16 protein-coding genes are annotated in these 15177 nt (G+C 66.9%); 8 read left to right on the forward strand and 8 right to left on the reverse strand.

Annotated features, from left to right (window positions below; all coding sequences use genetic code 11):
• Positions 1–155 precede the first annotated feature (155 nt).
• The gene (locus tag FOB72_RS30180) at positions 156–1172 is read left to right on the forward strand and encodes a zinc-binding alcohol dehydrogenase family protein (RefSeq protein WP_150376903.1); all 1017 of its coding nucleotides are present in this window, start codon (positions 156–158) and stop codon (positions 1170–1172) included.
• On the opposite strand, the gene FOB72_RS30185 is transcribed toward FOB72_RS30180, so the two are convergent.
• Both FOB72_RS30185 and FOB72_RS30190 read right to left on the reverse strand, forming a co-directional pair.
• On the reverse strand, positions 1136–2146 hold the full coding sequence (locus tag FOB72_RS30185; RefSeq protein ID WP_150376904.1) for an alpha/beta fold hydrolase: 1011 nt from the start codon (positions 2144–2146) through the stop codon (positions 1136–1138). The genes FOB72_RS30180 and FOB72_RS30185 overlap by 37 nt on opposite strands.
• A gap of 166 nt (positions 2147–2312) precedes the next feature.
• Entirely contained in the window at positions 2313–2933 is a 621-nt protein-coding gene (locus tag FOB72_RS30190) for a TetR/AcrR family transcriptional regulator (protein ID WP_150376905.1), read from the reverse strand.
• Between the two features lie 282 nt (positions 2934–3215).
• On the opposite strand from FOB72_RS30190, the gene FOB72_RS30195 reads away from it, so the two are divergent.
• The 3 genes from FOB72_RS30195 (at position 3216) to fahA (ending at position 6497) form a co-directional block, all read left to right on the forward strand.
• Positions 3216–3605 carry a helix-turn-helix domain-containing protein gene (locus tag FOB72_RS30195; protein ID WP_150376906.1) on the forward strand — a complete coding sequence of 130 codons (390 nt, stop codon included), beginning with the start codon at positions 3216–3218 and terminating at the stop codon, positions 3603–3605.
• Positions 3606–3907: 302 nt separating this feature from the next.
• Positions 3908–5215, forward strand: a complete 1308-nt coding sequence (gene hmgA, locus FOB72_RS30200) for a homogentisate 1,2-dioxygenase (protein WP_150376907.1) — start codon at positions 3908–3910, stop codon at positions 5213–5215.
• Positions 5216–5240: 25 nt separating this feature from the next.
• A complete protein-coding gene (gene fahA / locus FOB72_RS30205; protein WP_150376908.1) occupies positions 5241–6497 on the forward strand; it encodes a fumarylacetoacetase in 1257 nt (418 codons plus the stop codon).
• A 19-nt stretch (positions 6498–6516) separates the two neighbouring features.
• Here fahA and FOB72_RS30210 read toward each other — a convergent pair whose 3' ends face one another.
• From FOB72_RS30210 to FOB72_RS30225, 4 genes are read right to left on the reverse strand one after another with little or no spacing between them, the layout of a single operon-like run.
• Positions 6517–7290: an IclR family transcriptional regulator gene (locus FOB72_RS30210; RefSeq protein WP_150376909.1), complete on the reverse strand. Its 774-nt coding sequence runs from the start codon at positions 7288–7290 to the stop codon at positions 6517–6519.
• A 7-nt stretch (positions 7291–7297) separates the two neighbouring features.
• Positions 7298–8365 (reverse strand): alpha/beta hydrolase, encoded by a 1068-nt coding sequence (locus FOB72_RS30215; RefSeq protein WP_150376910.1) that lies wholly within the window; start codon positions 8363–8365, stop codon positions 7298–7300.
• A 41-nt stretch (positions 8366–8406) separates the two neighbouring features.
• On the reverse strand, positions 8407–8694 hold the full coding sequence (locus FOB72_RS30220) for a GCG_CRPN prefix-to-repeats domain-containing protein (RefSeq protein WP_191002311.1): 288 nt from the start codon (positions 8692–8694) through the stop codon (positions 8407–8409).
• 42 nt (positions 8695–8736) lie between these two features.
• A complete protein-coding gene (locus FOB72_RS30225; RefSeq protein ID WP_150376911.1) occupies positions 8737–9033 on the reverse strand; it encodes a hypothetical protein in 297 nt (98 codons plus the stop codon).
• A gap of 192 nt (positions 9034–9225) precedes the next feature.
• Between FOB72_RS30225 and FOB72_RS30230 the strand changes: the two genes are divergently transcribed.
• The 3 genes from FOB72_RS30230 (at position 9226) to FOB72_RS30240 (ending at position 11856) form a co-directional block, all read left to right on the forward strand.
• On the forward strand, positions 9226–9612 hold the full coding sequence (locus tag FOB72_RS30230; protein WP_150376912.1) for a cupin domain-containing protein: 387 nt from the start codon (positions 9226–9228) through the stop codon (positions 9610–9612).
• 63 nt (positions 9613–9675) lie between these two features.
• The gene (locus FOB72_RS30235) at positions 9676–10668 is read left to right on the forward strand and encodes a Bug family tripartite tricarboxylate transporter substrate binding protein (RefSeq protein WP_150376913.1); all 993 of its coding nucleotides are present in this window, start codon (positions 9676–9678) and stop codon (positions 10666–10668) included.
• A 15-nt stretch (positions 10669–10683) separates the two neighbouring features.
• Complete coding sequence (locus FOB72_RS30240) at positions 10684–11856, forward strand: acyl-CoA dehydrogenase family protein (protein ID WP_150376914.1); 1173 nt, start codon at positions 10684–10686, stop codon at positions 11854–11856.
• A gap of 266 nt (positions 11857–12122) precedes the next feature.
• Here FOB72_RS30240 and FOB72_RS30245 read toward each other — a convergent pair whose 3' ends face one another.
• Positions 12123–12305 carry a glycine zipper 2TM domain-containing protein gene (locus tag FOB72_RS30245; RefSeq protein WP_150376915.1) on the reverse strand — a complete coding sequence of 61 codons (183 nt, stop codon included), beginning with the start codon at positions 12303–12305 and terminating at the stop codon, positions 12123–12125.
• A 209-nt stretch (positions 12306–12514) separates the two neighbouring features.
• Here FOB72_RS30245 and FOB72_RS30250 point away from each other — a divergent pair, with 209 nt between their 5' ends.
• Positions 12515–14620 carry a putative bifunctional diguanylate cyclase/phosphodiesterase gene (locus FOB72_RS30250; RefSeq protein ID WP_150376916.1) on the forward strand — a complete coding sequence of 702 codons (2106 nt, stop codon included), beginning with the start codon at positions 12515–12517 and terminating at the stop codon, positions 14618–14620.
• Here FOB72_RS30250 and FOB72_RS30255 read toward each other — a convergent pair.
• On the reverse strand, positions 14604–14849 hold the full coding sequence (locus FOB72_RS30255; RefSeq protein ID WP_150376917.1) for a copper resistance protein CopQ: 246 nt from the start codon (positions 14847–14849) through the stop codon (positions 14604–14606). The genes FOB72_RS30250 and FOB72_RS30255 overlap by 17 nt on opposite strands.
• Positions 14850–15177: the final 328 nt, after the last annotated feature.

The following is a 15177-nucleotide window of genomic DNA, read 5'->3' on the forward strand; positions in this document are numbered from 1 at the left end:
TGCGCTGACGCGTGCCCGCCCTCGTGGCGGGCTTTTTTATGGACGGATTTTCACTATTCCAGTGAAAGTGATTGCTTCAGCTTCCGGCTAATCAAGCGGATGGAAGTTGGTTACGATGCAGGCATCGTAGATTTACTTCCAGACAGGAGCCTGCCATGAAAGCCATCGGCCTGACCCATTACCTGCCCATCAGCGACCCGCGTTCGCTGTTCGACACCGACCTGCCGAAGCCGGAAGCGGCCGGCCACGATCTGCTGGTCAAGATCGAGGCGGTGGCCGTGAACCCCGTGGACACCAAGGTCCGCGCGCCGAAGGACAAGATCGAGCCCGCGCCGCGCGTGCTGGGCTGGGATGCGGCCGGCACCGTGGTAGCGGTGGGTCCGGACGTGACGCTGTTCAAGGTCGGCGACCCCGTGTTCTACGCGGGCAGCATCACGCGTTCGGGTACCAACAGCGAGTATCACCTCGTCGATGAACGCATTGCCGGGCACAAGCCGGCCTCGCTGGACTTCGCGCACGCGGCCGCGCTGCCGCTGACCGCCATTACCGCATGGGAAGCGCTGTTCGATCGTCTCGGGGTTTCGGAGAAGGGTGAGGACGCGGGCAAATCGGTGCTGATCATCGGCGGTGCCGGCGGCGTGGGTTCCATCGGTATCCAGCTGGCCAAGACGCTCGGCAAGCTGACCGTGATCGCGACGGCCTCGCGTCCGGAGTCGGAGGCCTGGGTGCGCAAGCTCGGCGCCGACCATACGATCGACCATCGCGGCGATATGCCCGCGCAACTGCGTACGCTGGGCTTCGAGAACGTCGATTACATCCTGTGCTTCAACGACACCGACCGTCATTTCGAGGCGATGGCCGAGGCGATCGCGCCGCAGGGCAAGATCTGCTCGATCGTGGAGAACGCGGGCCCGCTGGCCATCGGCGCGCTCAAGAGCAAGAGCGCGACGTTCGTGTGGGAGTTCATGTTCACGCGCGCGATGTACGGCACGCCGGACATGATCGCGCAGCACAAGCTGCTCAACGAAGTGGCGCGCCTGATCGACGCGGGCCGCCTGCAGACCACGCTCGGCGAAAACCTCGGCACGATCAACGCCGAGAACCTGCGCCGCGCGCATGCGATGCTCGAAGGCGGTCAGACCATCGGCAAGCTCGTGCTGCAGGGCTTCTGAGCTTCGAGGAACCCGGCGATTCTCGCCGCTACCGCCGCGTCCCGTAGGATGCGGCGGTGGCCGAGCCCTTCGGTCGTCGCCAGTTGTGCACCAGGCCATGCGCCCGCGATCGCGGCGCCATCTTCCCAGGGCACTTCGCGGTCATCGCGATCGTGCACGATCAGCGTTGGCGGCACATCGCGCGTGCGGCCGACGTCGGGCACGTTCAACGTCTCCCATGGCATGCCGAGCCACGCCGCGCTGTCCCGCGCCATGCGCGCGAATACCGCGGGGCTGAAGCCGAGCTGCCAGGCCAGCGCGGCGCATGCGCGGCCCATATCGGCGGGCGGGCAGACCAGTACGGCACGCCGTAGCGGCAGCCCTTCGCGAATGGCCAGCGCCGTCGCCGGACCGCCGGCCGAATGCGAGACCACCGCGTGGACCGGGCCCACATGCCACGCCACCGCGAGCAGCGACCGCGACAGTTCGACGATCGAACTGCGGTCCCCACCTTGCGCGCCGGCGTCGGAGGCACCGTGCGACAACGCGTCGAATGCCGCCACGCGCATACCGGCCGCGAGCAGCGGCTCCACCATCGCATGCCACTGCGCCGCATTGCCGCCCCAGCCGTGCGCGAGCAGCACGACGGGACCTTCCTGCCCCCAGCGGTATACGCGCACGCGCCGGCTTGCCCCCTGGCCCGTCACGAGCGCCCAGTCCGCGCGCGCGGCGTCGAGCATGCGCTGCCCGTCGGCCGATATGGGCGCGCGCGGCGGCGAGAACCAGAGGCGCTCGAGTTCGCGCGCGGCGCCGGCCGGGTGCAGCAGCGAGGTCGCCTGCCAGCGGAGGCGGTACCAGCCCGGAATACGCGGCGACGCCGGCGGACGTGCGGCGGGGGGCGCATGCGGCGCCGCCCGGACGGCCGCGGGGGAATCCTGTGAGGGGGAGCTGGATGCAGAAGACAGCACTTCGGACACGGCAAGGACCTCCGGCATGAACGGTAACGGTGGTCGGCGCGGCATCGTGGCGACGCTTCGCCATCGCCGACGCATTTTTTTGCATTTTGCGACCGACCAGTCGTGCTATTTTTAGGGCAACAAAATGCGGCAAGAATGCCTTTGGAAGCCCCGCGCGCGCGCCCTGGCGCGCGGGGTTTCGGTGTCAGTGCGCGCCGGTCGCGGGTATGCGCGCGGGGGTCCCCGCATCGGCGAGCAGGCGCGCGAACGCGTGGCGCGCCATGGCCTGCGCATCGTCGCGGCCCAGCAGCTTGAACGAGGTCTGGAACGACATGCCGATGCCCACCATGTCGAATGCGAACTGGCGCGGTTCCACGTCGGCGCGAATCGCGCCGTCTTCGATTGCATCGCGAATCACGCGCGCGATGGTGCCGTGCCAGTCCTTGAGCGCCTGGACCACCAGGTCCCGGATGGCGCCCGGACGGTCGCGGTATTCCTGTGCCAGCGCCATGAACAGGCAGCGTCCGCCCGTGACCGTGCCGCCCACCCATTCGAGATATCCGTCGAACAGCGTCTGCAGGCGCGGGACACCGCGCGGCGCGCGCATCGCGGGCTGCACGACGATCTCGCCGAAGCGCTCCACGGCACGTTCGAGTACCGCCTCCTGCAGCGCTTCCTTCGACTTGAAATGGGCGTAGAGGCCGCTCTTCGACATGTGGGTGTCGGCCGCGAGCGTGGCAAGCGACAACTGCTCGAAGCCGACCTTGCTGGCGGACGCCAGGGCCTGTTCGATGATCGCGGTGCGGGTGAGTTGGCCTTTCTGCATGCGGTGCAGATTAGCACGACCGGTCGGTTTGTCAACTTGCCTTACTGCACACTTCGACAATACTTATGTGACGTCAACGCAAAGCAGACATCCCCGTTAGTGTGTGTGCGCAGGCCAATGTTGTGCTGTGTACGCCTTTCGGACTAGAGCCCGGAAGACCGGAAAGCGCCATCATAGGAAATCTGCAAAAGTGTTTCGCAAAGGACCTACGGAACGCTTTACGTGCTCTATACTCGAATGCACGTCCGCGCACTTTTTTTTGACTGGTGACTGGAGACCGACATGAACAGTACAGCCGTGCCAAGAGGCGCTAGCGAACCGTTCCGGCAACTGCGGGCGTTGCGCCGTGCGCGCAAGCTCAAGCAGGAGGACGTCGCCCGTAAGGCCGGGATTTCCCGGGAAGCCTATTTGCGGGCGGAATCGGGTCAAGCCGATCCGCGTATGTCCACGTTCCTCGCCGCGTGCGAGGCGCTGGGGCTCGAGGTGGTGTTAGCGCCTCAGCATCTGGCCGCAGACGTGAATGCATTCATTGCCAGCCGCAATGGCGGCGTCACGGCAGCCTCGATGGCTGGCCAGCCCGCACCGTCGGGCGGCACGCCTTCGGGCTCCGCGCCGTCGTCTGGCGGCTTTGGCGCCGGTTCCGCTACCGGCGAAGGCCACAAGCCCCTGTAATGCCCGGCGCCGCCTCCGGGCGGCCTGGTGACTATTGTCGTCGTTCGCCGGTGCCTCGCGCGCCGGCGGCGTCGCTGCCGCCTCGTGCTGCACCGTGCCGCGTGGGTTTCGTCCGCGCCGCATCGTCTCGCCTTCCAGTCTGCGTTCCCTTACGCGTTCCCTTACGCGTTCCGTTACGCGTTCCCTTCCGCTTTTCACGCCCCGTTTCATTTCCTCACCCCCACCGGGATTTGACACGCCTCGCCGTCAAAATTACGATTAGCGAAATTCGTTAATCAATACGTAATTCGGGAGATGCCGCCATGAGCGATGCAAGCGACCTGCGCTATCAGTCGGGCTTCGCGAACGAGTTCGCGACCGAAGCCCTGCCGGGGGCATTGCCGGAAGGCCAGAACTCGCCGCAGCGGGTGCCCTACGGGCTGTACGCGGAGCAGATCTCCGGTACGGCATTCACGGCGCCGCGCGCGCACAACCGCCGCAGCTGGCTGTATCGCATCCGGCCGGGCGCGATGCACCGGCCGTTCGTCCGCATGGACGCGTCGCGGTGGGTCAGCCGTTTCGACGAGGTGCCGCCCACGCCGAACCAGCTGCGGTGGAGTCCGCCGGCCATGCCGTCCGCGCCGACGGATTTCGTGGATGGCATCGTCACCATGGCGGGCAATGGCGGTCCGGCCGACTTCACGGGCTGCGGCATCCATCTCTATCTGGCCAACCGGCCGATGATCGACCGCTTCTTCTACAACGCCGATGGCGAGATGCTGATCGTGCCGCAGCTGGGCCGTTTGCTCGTCGCCACCGAGATGGGGCGGCTCGAGGTCGCGCCGCAGGAGATCGTCGTGATGCCGCGCGGTGTGCGGTTTCGCGTGGAGCTGCCCGATGGCGAGTCGCGCGGCTATATCTGCGAGAACTTCGGCCAGTTGTTCCGGCTGCCCGACCTCGGCGTGCTCGGTTCGAATGGCCTCGCCAATCCGCGCGACTTTCTCTCGCCCGTGGCGAGCTACGAGGATCGCGAAGGGAAGTTCGAGCTCGTGGCCCGGTTTCAGGGCAATCTGTGGCGCGCCGAGATCGACCACTCGCCGCTGGACGTGGTGGCCTGGCATGGCAACTACGCGCCGTACAAGTACGACCTGCGGCGCTTCAACACGATCGGTTCCATCAGCTACGACCATCCCGATCCGTCGATCTTCCTCGTGCTGCAGGCACCGTCCGATACGCCGGGTGTCGATACGATCGACTTCGTGATCTTCGGCCCGCGCTGGCTCGCCGCCGAGCATACGTTCCGGCCGCCCTGGTTCCATCGCAATGTGGCCAGCGAATTCATGGGGCTGATCAGCGGTGTCTACGATGCCAAGGCCGAGGGTTTCATGCCCGGAGGCGCGAGCCTGCACAACTGCATGAGCGGCCATGGCCCGGACGCGGACACGTTCGAGCGCGCGAGCCGCGCGGACACCAGCGCGCCGCACCATGTCACGGACACGATGGCGTTTATGTTCGAGACGCCCACCGTCATTCGCCCGACGCCGTACGCCGCGCAATCCGCGCTGCTGCAGCAGGACTACTACACGTGCTGGCAGGGGTTGCGGAAGCATTTCGACCCGACGCAGCGTTGAATACCAGGAACACGAGACACGCTTCATGACCACGCTCAGCTGGATTCCCTCGGCCAATGACGGCCGCACGCATTTCTCCTTGCAGAACCTGCCGTACGGCATTTTCTCGACGTCCGAGCGTACGCCGCGCGCGGGCGTGGCGATCGGTGCGATGGTGCTGGACCTCGCGGTGCTCGACGAGGCGGGCCTGCTGCCGGCCGCCACGCGCGGCACGTTTGCGCATGCCACGCTCAATCCCTTTATCGCGCTGGGGCGGTCCGCATGGCGCGAGACGCGCGCGCGGCTGACGGCGCTGCTGTCGGAAGGGGATGCCACGCTCGCTGGCGATGCGGCGCTGCGCGAGCGCGCGCTTGTGCCGATGGCCGGCGCGGCGATGCATCTGCCGGTCGATATTCCGGGCTACACGGACTTCTATTCGTCGCGCGAGCACGCGACCAATGTGGGGCGCATGTTCCGCGACCCCGAGAACGCGCTGCTGCCGAACTGGCTCGAGATTCCCATCGGCTACAACGGCCGCGCGAGCTCGGTCGTGGTCAGCGGTACGCCGCTGCATCGGCCCAATGGACAGATCAAGCTGCCGAACGAGGCGCGGCCCGTGTTCGGGCCGTGCCGCAAGCTCGACTACGAACTCGAGATGGGCTTTATCGTCGGCCATCCTTCCGCGCTCGGGGAGCCCATCGATGTGGCCGATGCCCCCGCGCATATGTTCGGCATGGTGTTGCTCAACGACTGGAGCGCGCGCGATATCCAGCAATGGGAGTACGTGCCGCTGGGACCGTTCAACAGCAAGTCGTTCGGCACGTCGATCTCGCCGTGGATCGTCACGATGGAAGCGCTGGAACCGTTCCGCCGCGACAATCCCGCGCAATCGCCGGAACCGCTCGCGTATCTGCGGCAGCAGGGGCGCAATGCGTACGACATCGCGCTCGAGGTGGCGCTGAAGCCCGCCGGGGCGGCCGACGCCACCACGGTGTGCCGCACCAATTTCCGTGCGATGTACTGGACGATGGCGCAGCAGCTGGCGCACCACACGGTGTCCGGGTGCAACGTGCGCGTGGGCGACCTCATGGGCTCGGGCACGATCAGCGGCACGACGCCCGGTGCGTTCGGCAGCCTGCTGGAGACCACGCGCAATGGTGCGGAACCGTTGACGCTGGCCGATGGCGCGCGCCGCGGTTTTCTCGAAGACGGTGACGAGGTCGTGATGACGGGATGGTGCCAGGGCGATGGCTATCGCGTCGGGTTTGGCGAGGTGGCGGGCCGGATCCTGCCCGCGCGCTGACGGCTTCGGTCGCGGGCGATCAGTTCACGCGTTCCAGCGTCGCGCATGCGGTGCGCAGGATTGCCGAGAACCGCTCGATATTCGGCTCGATGCGATACACGGGGCCCGCGATCGAGATCGCATAGCATTCGCCGGACAACCGAACGGGCCATGCGAGCGCGCCCACGTCCGGCATCGACTCGCTGAGGTTGACGAACGCGCCACGCTCTCGCGAGGCGCGCAGTTCCGTTTCGATGTCGTCGGTGGTGGTCAGTGTGCGCGGCGTAAAGCGTTCGAGCGGCAACTGCGCGAGCAGCGCCGCGCGCTCGGTTTCGTCCATGGCCGCGAGCAGGGCCTTGCCGATGGAGTTCGCATGGAGTTCGCGCGCTTCGCCGGCGGTGGCGATATAGCGAATGGCGTGCGGGGATTCGAGGACGTCGAGGTACAGCACCGCGCGGCCTTCGTGCAGCTTGCCGATGACGATGGTTTCGCCGGTGGCTTCGCGCAGCTCGGCCATGGTGTCGTGCACGCGGTCGAGCACGGGGTCGTGGCGGGCGATCTGCTGCGCCATCGCGAGCAGGCGGCCGGTGGGATAGTAGCCCTGGCGCCGGCTCGTTTCGTACAGATACCCGAGCGAGGTCAGCGTGCGGATGAGCGCGAGGCAGCTCGAGGCCGGCACCGCGAGCAGCCGCGCGAGTTCCGAGAGCGACAGGGCGCGCCGCTCGCGCGCGAAGGTCTCGATGATCTCGATGACGCGCAGGGCGGTCTTGACGTTGGCGGAGGCAGCAGGGGGTCTGGACGTCGGCGAATTCATCGGCGAATTATAGGGCCACGCCCGTGGTGCGGCGGATGAACGTCGCGGCCTGGCGGAGGGCGGCACGGGCTTCCGGCAGGAACGGCGCGAAGCATGGCCATGCGTGCGGCATCGCATGCCAGATCGCGAGCTCGGCCGCGCTGCCCGCGCGGCGCAACCGGGAGGCGAGCAGGCGGGCGTCGCGATACATCGTCTCCGCGTCGCTGATCTGGATCTGCAGCGGTGGGAGCCCGTGCAGGTCGGCATGCGCGGGGGAGGCCAGCGCCGGCAGGTCGTGGTCGGCGACTGGCTGGCCGCCATCGCCCAGATACATGCGGGTGGCCATGGCCATCGCGGACTGGGAGAGGGGCAACGCGCCGCTGTTCCGCTGGGTTGCGTGGCTGAGGTCCGCCCACGGCGAAAACAGCACGGCGCCTGCGGGCAGATCGACGCCCGCGTCGCGCAAGGCGACCAGCGTTGCGAGGGCGAGGTTGCCGCCGGCGGAGTCCCCGGCGAGGACGATCGACCAGGGCGCGATGCCGCGCGCCAGCAGCGTGCGATAGGCATGCACGGCGTCGTCGAGCGCGCAGGGGAACGGGTGCTCGGGGGCGAGGCGGTAGTCGAGCGACAGCACGGGCAGCCTGGTCAGGCGCGCGAGCGCCGTCGTGACCGCGCGATGGGTGGCGGAGGAGCCGAAGGCGAACGCGCCGCCATGCAGATAGAGCACCGCGCCGTTCGGCGGCGGCCGCGCACCGCCGCCACGCGCCGCGATGCCCGCCATCCGATCGGCCGAAGCCGGCTGGCCCGGCGGTCGGGCGGATGCAGGCGCGGTGCCCGAATGGGCGGCCGGCTCGGTCCACTCGCCCGCGAGTTCGCCATCCGCATGCCGCGACACCCGCGCGCCCCACAAACGAGCGACGAACGCTCCCGGCCGGGCGAGCCGTTCCGTGCGGGCCCGCAAGGCCGGGACGTCGCTCAGCGGTGTCGCGCCATCCGTCACGCCCGCCGCGACCAGTCGTGGCAGCATCCTTACGAGCAGCCGGGCCTGCCAGCTGGCACGGCTGCCAGCATCCGGGGCGGGGGGAATCGTGGCCATGGCGTCGGCTCCTTCGCGATCGTTGGGTTTCGGGTCGTCCATCACTTCCATCCGCCACCGGGCAGCGGCCCGTGGTACGGCGTATCGCGGCAGTGGCCCCACGGGCCGCGCCAGAATCCAATCGGGCAGCCGTTCGGACGCACGGTCACCGCGGGCAGGGCCGGCACCGCGATCGGGTAGACGACCGGCGGCCGCGCATAGCGGCAGTGGCCCCACGGCCCACGCCATCCGCCCGGGCCGCAGCCTTCGGCGGCATAGGCGGAGTTGGCGGAGGCGGCCGAGACCAGCAGCAGGCCGGCGACGGCAAGGACGGGCGCGAACGATTTCATGATGGTTCTCCTGCAAAGTCCGGAAACGATCTCAACGATGACTCAGCGCGTGATCGTGACCGCCGACGCTTCCATTTCCGACTGGGCCTCGCGCAGCAGCGCAATGGCGCGGGCCGCGTGGCCGTTCATGTCGTAGTGGTTGGCACGCTGCGCGGCCTGCATGCGATCGATCGCCTGCTGCGCATGGAAGCTGGCCTGCTCGATGTTCGGATGCCGTGCCATCGCATAGTCGGCGCCGGCGTCGTAGTTGTAGCCGTAGCCAACATCGGCCGTGGCGCAGCCGGAAACGAGGGAAAGGGCCAGTGCGCTGGCGGCAAGGACTGCGTAGGGTTGCGTCATGATGACCTCCGAGGTGTTGGTGTTATCTGGGTCAGCGAGGTCGCCGGCTCGGATGAGTCCATTGTGGGAACGCAGAATGAGCCGAAAATGAGAGGACGCCGGGTTCACTCCCGGGTCTCTCAGGGTTCACCCCGTTGACGCTGCTTTTCATATCTATAAAATTGAATTCATAAACATGAAAAAGCGAGCGCCATGACTGACACCTATTTCGTCCGCACCGAAGAGGTCGAGGGCTACCACCCCGCCAACCACGTCGGCACGCTCAACCGCCGCATCATCGGGCGCGAGAACGTCGGCGCCACGCAGATCGAGGTCATCCACGGCACGATCGAGCGCGGCAAGGGCGCGCTGCCCCATGCGCATCCGGGCATCGAGCAGGTCTGCTACATCCTCGAAGGCCGGGCGCGCGCCGAGGTCAACGGCCAGTCGCGCGAGCTGGGTCCCGGCGAATGCTGCTTTTTCCCGGCCGATGCGATGCATGTATTCACCGTGGTCAGCGAAGAACCGGTCAAGCTGCTCGTCATCTACGGCCCCCCTTACGAGGAATCGCCGGATCGCGTGATCCGTCCCGCCGCCTGAGCCCATGCGCTGACCGAGCGAGGGTCCGAGACAGGACCCCGACAACAACATCTGGAGACAACCATGCCGAATTTCCGCGTGCGCCGGCTGCTGGCCGCCACCGTCCTTACGCTCGCCGGGCTCCCGGCCCTGATGGTCACGGCCCCGGCGTCCGCCGCCGATGCCTGGCCAAGCCGCCCGCTTCGCCTCGTGGTGCCGTTCGCTGCCGGCAGCGGCACGGACGCGGTGGCGCGCATCACGGCAAAAGAACTCGGCGATGCGCTGGGCCAGAACGTGGTGGTGGACAACCGCCCGGGCGCAAACGGCGCGATTGCCGCCGAACTCGTCGCGCAGGCGGCACCGGACGGCTACACGCTGTTCATGACGACCAACACGACGCATTCGGCGAATCCGTCGCTGATGAAGAAGCTGCCGTACGACCCGATCAAGGATTTCACGCCGGTGGCGCGCATGGGCAACCTGCCGTTCATGCTGGTGATCAACCCGAAGCTGCCCGTCAACAATGTGGCCGAGCTCATCGCCTATGCGAAGTCGCATCCGGGCATGTCGTACGCGAGCGGCAACAGCACGGGCATCGTCTCCGGCGCGACGCTGGGCCGCATGGCCGGCATCGATCTGCTGCACGTGCCGTACAAGAGCACGCCGCCCGCGATGACGGACGTGATCGCGGGGCAGGTGCCGATGATGTTCGTCGATGTGGCGGCCGGCATCGCCAACGTGAAGGCCGGCAAGATGCGCGCGCTCGCGGTCACCACCGCGCAGCGCAGCCGCCTGCTGCCCGATCTGCCCCCGATCGGCGATACCCCGGGCCTCAAGGGGTTCGACATCACGTCGTGGAACGGCGTGTTCGCGCCGGCCAGGACGCCGCAGCCGATCGTGGAGCGGCTCAATCGCGAGCTGTCGAAGATCGCCGGCAGCAAGGAGGTGGCGCCACGCTTCGAGGCACTCGGCTTCGAGGCGTTCGGCCAGACGCCGCAGCAGTTCTCGGGCTTCGTCGCAAGCGAGCTCGTCAAATGGACGAAGCTCGTCAAGGACGCGGGCATCCAGCCTGAATAAGAGGGTGCGACACGCATGAACTTCGAACGAACTTCCGAACAGAACGCGATCGTCGAGGCCGTCGCGCAGTTGTGCGCGGACTTCGGTCCCGATTATTGGGCGGATCTGGACACGCGCCACGAGTTTCCGCATGCGTTCCACAAGGCGATGGCGGGTGCGGGGTGGCTCGGCATCGCGATGCCCGAGCAATACGGCGGCGCGGGGCTCGGCATCACGGAAGCCGCGCTGATCATGCAGACGGTGTCGGCGTCGGGCGCGGGTTTCTCGGGCGCGTCCGCGATCCATATGAACGTCTTCGGGCTCAACCCCGTGGTCGTGTTCGGCAGCGAGGCGCAGCAACAGGCCGCGTTGCCGCCGCTGATCGCGGGCGAGGAGAAGGCCTGCTTCGCGGTGACCGAGCCCGATGCGGGCCTCGACACGACGCGCCTGAAGACGCAGGCCGTGGCCACGGCCGATGGCAGCGCGTACCGCGTGGATGGCCGCAAGATCTGGATCTCCACCGCGCAGGTGGCCACGCGCATGCTGCTGCTCGCGCGTACCACGCCGCTGGACAAGGTGGCCAAGCCCACGCAGGGGCTGAGCCTCTTCTATACGAAGCTCGACCGCGAACGCGTGGAAGTGCGCGAGATCGACAAGATGGGACGCGGCGCCGTCGACTCGAACATGCTGTTCATCGACGGGCTGATGGTGCCCGCCGCGGATCGCATCGGCGAGGAGGGCAGGGGGTTCGAATACATCCTGCACGGACTCAACCCCGAACGCATCCTTATCGCGGCGGAAGCGGTGGGGCTCGGGCGCGCCGCGCTCGAGGCCGCCACGCGCTATGCGCGCGAGCGGACCGTATTCGGACGGCCGATCGGCCAGAACCAGGGCATTCAGCATCCGCTCGCGCAGGCATGGATGGCGCTCGAAGCCGCGGACATGATGGTGTGGAAGGCCGCGTGGCTTTACGACAACGGCAAGCCGTGCGGCGCGGAAGCCAATGCGGCCAAATACCTGGCCGCGGAAGCCGCACATCAGGCCTGCCAGACGGCGGTGCTCACGCTCGGGGGCATGGGCTATGCGCGCGAGTATCACGTGGAGCGCTATCTGCGGGAGTCGTATATCCCGCGCATCGCACCGGTCAGCGCGCAACTGATCCTGTGCCATATCGCCGAACGCGTGCTGGGCCTGCCGAAGTCCTACTAGCACGTGATACGTCGCGCTGCGATAGAAACGGAAAAAGAAAAAGCCCCGGGATATCCCGGGGCTTTCCTTTTGGAGGTTTCCCACGCGCCGCGTCATGAAACAACATGTCGAGCGTAACGCCTTTCAGCGATGAAACACGTAGCGCACGACGCGGCGGTGGCGGTGGACTCTTCCCATCAAGAGCCACACCGCGCAAATCTGGGGGACCCTGCCCGTCCGTCCAGACAGCGGAAAACGTTACAGCCTGCTTGTTCTTTACTTGCCCTTTACTTGCCCAGCTCGTGGCCGATCACACCGCCGACCACCGCGCCACCGACCGTACCCGCAGTGCTGCCGCCGGTCAGTTCATGGCCTGCATAGCCGCCGGCAGCAGCGCCACCGAGCGTGCAGCCGGACATCGCCCACACACAAGCGCCCACGGTGAGCGCACCTGCTATTCGCTTCCACATGTTGTGTTCTCCTGTGTTCGCTGCCATGACTGAAGCATAGGCGCCGCCAATGGCGTGGCCTCTCCGACGCACGCCGATTGCCGTGTAGGAATCGTCGGACGTTGCGTATTGCGGGCGCATTGCATGTCAAGCATCGTATTGATATGTTTCAGGCCGCTCGAGTTTGCTGCCGATCTGCCGTTATTGACCTGTCGTCCCGCGCCTTTCCCATGATGTCCTCCAGTTACGACGCGCTTCTCGTCCTGTTCTCGCTGCTTGTCGCAGTCCTCGCGTCGTATACGGCGCTCGATCTCACCGGGCGCATCGCCACCGCGCGCGGCCTGCAGGCATTCGTCTGGCTGGCGGGCGGGGCCACGGCGATGGGCGTGGGCATCTGGTCGATGCACTTCGTCGGCATGCTCGCATTCCGGTTACCGATTCCACTGGCCTACGATGTGGGCATCACGATCCTGTCGCTGGCCATCGCGATCGGCGCATCGGCATTCGCGCTCTGGCTCGTGCGCGGCGACAACCTGCCTTGGCAACGGTTACTGCTGGGCGCGCTGATACTCGGCGGTGCGATCGCGAGCATGCATTACACGGGCATGGCCGCGCTGCGCATCGAGCCGGGCATTATTTACAACCCGTCGCTGTTCGCGCTTTCCGTGCTGCTCGCCGTGGGCGCATCGGCCGCGGCGCTCTGGATCGCATTCCAGCTGCGCCGGAACATGCCGCGCGTGCATCAGCTGCGCCTGGGCGCCGCGGTGATCATGGGGGGCGCGATCGCGTCGATGCACTACACGGGCATGGCCGCCGCGCAATTTCCGCTGGGCAGCGTCTGCGGTGCAGTGGGCAAGGGCCTGCCCGGCGAGTCGCTCGCGCTGCCGATCCTGGTCATCACGATCTGCGTGCTCGCGGTGGCGCTGATTACCTCGGTGCTCGACATGCGGCTCGAGATGCGGACCGCGATCATGGCGGAGGCCCTTGGCGCGGCCAATCAGGAACTCGAATTCCTCGCGCTGCACGACAAGCTCACGCGCCTGCCCAACCGCGCATTGCTCGACGACCGCTTCAATCAGGCCATTCAGACCAATATGCGCCAGCAGGGCAGTTTCGCGGTGCTGTTCGTCGACCTCGATGGCTTCAAGGGCATCAACGACAGCTACGGTCACCACGTCGGCGATGCGCTGCTGGTGGAAATCGCGGGCCGGTTGCGCACGATCATGCGGTCGGAGGACACCATCTCTCGCGTGGGCGGGGATGAATTCGTGCTGCTGGCGTGGGTGGACGAGCCCGAGGATGCGGGCGTCATTGCCGAGTCCCTGCTGGCGGCGCTGCGCGAGCCCGCCTATGTGGCCGGCATGACATTGCACGTCTCGGCCAGCATCGGCATCGCGGTGCATCCGACCGATGGCGCCGATCAGGACGCGCTGCTGACCAATGCCGACGCGGCGATGTATCACGCCAAGGCGAGCGGCCGCAATGCGTACTTCTTCTTCGAGCGGTCGATGAACCATCAGGCCCGCGCGCAGCAGACGCTGCTGCAGGATCTGCGCGGCGCGCTCAAGCAGGGGCAGCTGCGCCTGCACTACCAGCCCAAATATGCGGCGGGCGACGGCGCGCTGATCGGCGCGGAGGCGTTGCTGCGCTGGGATCATCCGGTGCAGGGGCTGCTGATGCCGGACCAGTTCATCGCGCTTGCGGAGAAGACCGGCGCGATCGTGCCGATCGGCAACTGGGTGCTCGACGAAGCCTGCCGCCAGCTGGCGGTATGGCATGGGGCCGGGCAGACCGAGCTGTCGATGGCGGTCAACCTGTCCGCCTTGCAGTTCTGCCATGTGGGGATGGTCGATGCCGTGGCGCAGGCGCTCGCGAACCATGGCGTGCCGCCGCCGTCGTTGACGCTCGAGATTACGGAAAGCACCGCGATGCGCGATGTGGAGACGAGCCTGGCCATTCTGACGCGGCTCGACGACATGGGCGTGCGCATCGCGATCGACGATTTCGGTACCGGTTACTCGAGCCTGTTGCACCTCAAGCGCATTCCCGCGAGCGAACTGAAGATCGATCGCGGCTTCGTGCGGGAGCTGGAGGAAGACTCGGAAGATGCGGCCATCGTGTCGGCGATCGTCGCACTGGGACGCACACTGAACCTGCAGGTGGTGGCCGAGGGGGTGGAAACTGCCGCGCAGCGCGAGTTTCTCGCGGGGCTGGGCTGCGACGCGCTACAAGGGTATCTGTTCGGCAGGCCCATGCCCGCCGAACAATTTCCGGCTTCGGCCGATCACACCCTGCGGGCGCGCGAGCCCGCCGAAGGGATTACGCACCCCGCGTGAACGGGTCGCGCTGATCGTGCACGCCGCGCGCGCCGTCGGTGAACGGGCTGCGCTGGTCGTTCACGGCGCGGGCGCCGTCGGTATAGATGTCTCGCGCGCCCGTGCGGGCACCGTCGAGGTAGGGATCGGCGGTGCGCGTGCCCGCACCGGCCGCGCTCGCGATGCCGGCCGTGCCGGCCAGCGTGGCGAGCAGAGTGGTGGACAGCAAGACATGCCTGAGATTTCGCATCGTTGACTCCTGTTGGTATTCGCTTCGTCTGCGGGCCGGCACTGCACCGACCCACGAACACAGTCTACGAATCGGCCGGCCACGCGAGCATGACTGCGCCATGACAATGCTGTCATGCCGCAAAATTTGTCAGGATTGACAAAGATGGAAGACGATTGAGGCCGCGCGCATGGCACGGCAGCGATTCTCGCGTTCTTGACCCCACTCGCGAGGGGACTCCGGCGCCAACACGCGGTAGAATGTTTCGCGTTCTTCTCGCATCGCCGGTCGTTCGGATTCTGGTTCTGAGGTTCCCCCCCAGATTTCCCAATCTCCGGTATCCCGTTTT

It is taken from the genome of Cupriavidus pauculus (assembly GCF_008693385.1).
Classification (GTDB): domain Bacteria; phylum Pseudomonadota; class Gammaproteobacteria; order Burkholderiales; family Burkholderiaceae; genus Cupriavidus; species Cupriavidus pauculus_D.

What these genes read in the sequence shown, in the direction of transcription:
- FOB72_RS30225 (WP_150376911.1), bottom strand. Translation starts at nt 9,033, where the DNA reads ATGACGCAACCCTACGCAGTCCTTGCCGCCAGCGCACTGGCCCTTTCC.
- FOB72_RS30220 (WP_191002311.1), bottom strand. Translation starts at nt 8,694, where the DNA reads ATGAAATCGTTCGCGCCCGTCCTTGCCGTCGCCGGCCTGCTGCTGGTC.
- FOB72_RS30190 (WP_150376905.1), bottom strand. Translation starts at nt 2,933, where the DNA reads ATGCAGAAAGGCCAACTCACCCGCACCGCGATCATCGAACAGGCCCTG.
- FOB72_RS30215 (WP_150376910.1), bottom strand. Translation starts at nt 8,365, where the DNA reads ATGGCCACGATTCCCCCCGCCCCGGATGCTGGCAGCCGTGCCAGCTGG.
- FOB72_RS30255 (WP_150376917.1), bottom strand. Translation starts at nt 14,849, where the DNA reads ATGCGAAATCTCAGGCATGTCTTGCTGTCCACCACTCTGCTCGCCACG.
- fahA (WP_150376908.1), top strand. Translation starts at nt 5,241, where the DNA reads ATGACCACGCTCAGCTGGATTCCCTCGGCCAATGACGGCCGCACGCAT.
- FOB72_RS30230 (WP_150376912.1), top strand. Translation starts at nt 9,226, where the DNA reads ATGACTGACACCTATTTCGTCCGCACCGAAGAGGTCGAGGGCTACCAC.
- FOB72_RS30185 (WP_150376904.1), bottom strand. Translation starts at nt 2,146, where the DNA reads ATGCCGGAGGTCCTTGCCGTGTCCGAAGTGCTGTCTTCTGCATCCAGC.
- FOB72_RS30210 (WP_150376909.1), bottom strand. Translation starts at nt 7,290, where the DNA reads ATGAATTCGCCGACGTCCAGACCCCCTGCTGCCTCCGCCAACGTCAAG.
- FOB72_RS30195 (WP_150376906.1), top strand. Translation starts at nt 3,216, where the DNA reads ATGAACAGTACAGCCGTGCCAAGAGGCGCTAGCGAACCGTTCCGGCAA.
- FOB72_RS30180 (WP_150376903.1), top strand. Translation starts at nt 156, where the DNA reads ATGAAAGCCATCGGCCTGACCCATTACCTGCCCATCAGCGACCCGCGT.
- FOB72_RS30235 (WP_150376913.1), top strand. Translation starts at nt 9,676, where the DNA reads ATGCCGAATTTCCGCGTGCGCCGGCTGCTGGCCGCCACCGTCCTTACG.
- FOB72_RS30240 (WP_150376914.1), top strand. Translation starts at nt 10,684, where the DNA reads ATGAACTTCGAACGAACTTCCGAACAGAACGCGATCGTCGAGGCCGTC.
- FOB72_RS30245 (WP_150376915.1), bottom strand. Translation starts at nt 12,305, where the DNA reads ATGTGGAAGCGAATAGCAGGTGCGCTCACCGTGGGCGCTTGTGTGTGG.
- FOB72_RS30250 (WP_150376916.1), top strand. Translation starts at nt 12,515, where the DNA reads ATGATGTCCTCCAGTTACGACGCGCTTCTCGTCCTGTTCTCGCTGCTT.
- hmgA (WP_150376907.1), top strand. Translation starts at nt 3,908, where the DNA reads ATGAGCGATGCAAGCGACCTGCGCTATCAGTCGGGCTTCGCGAACGAG.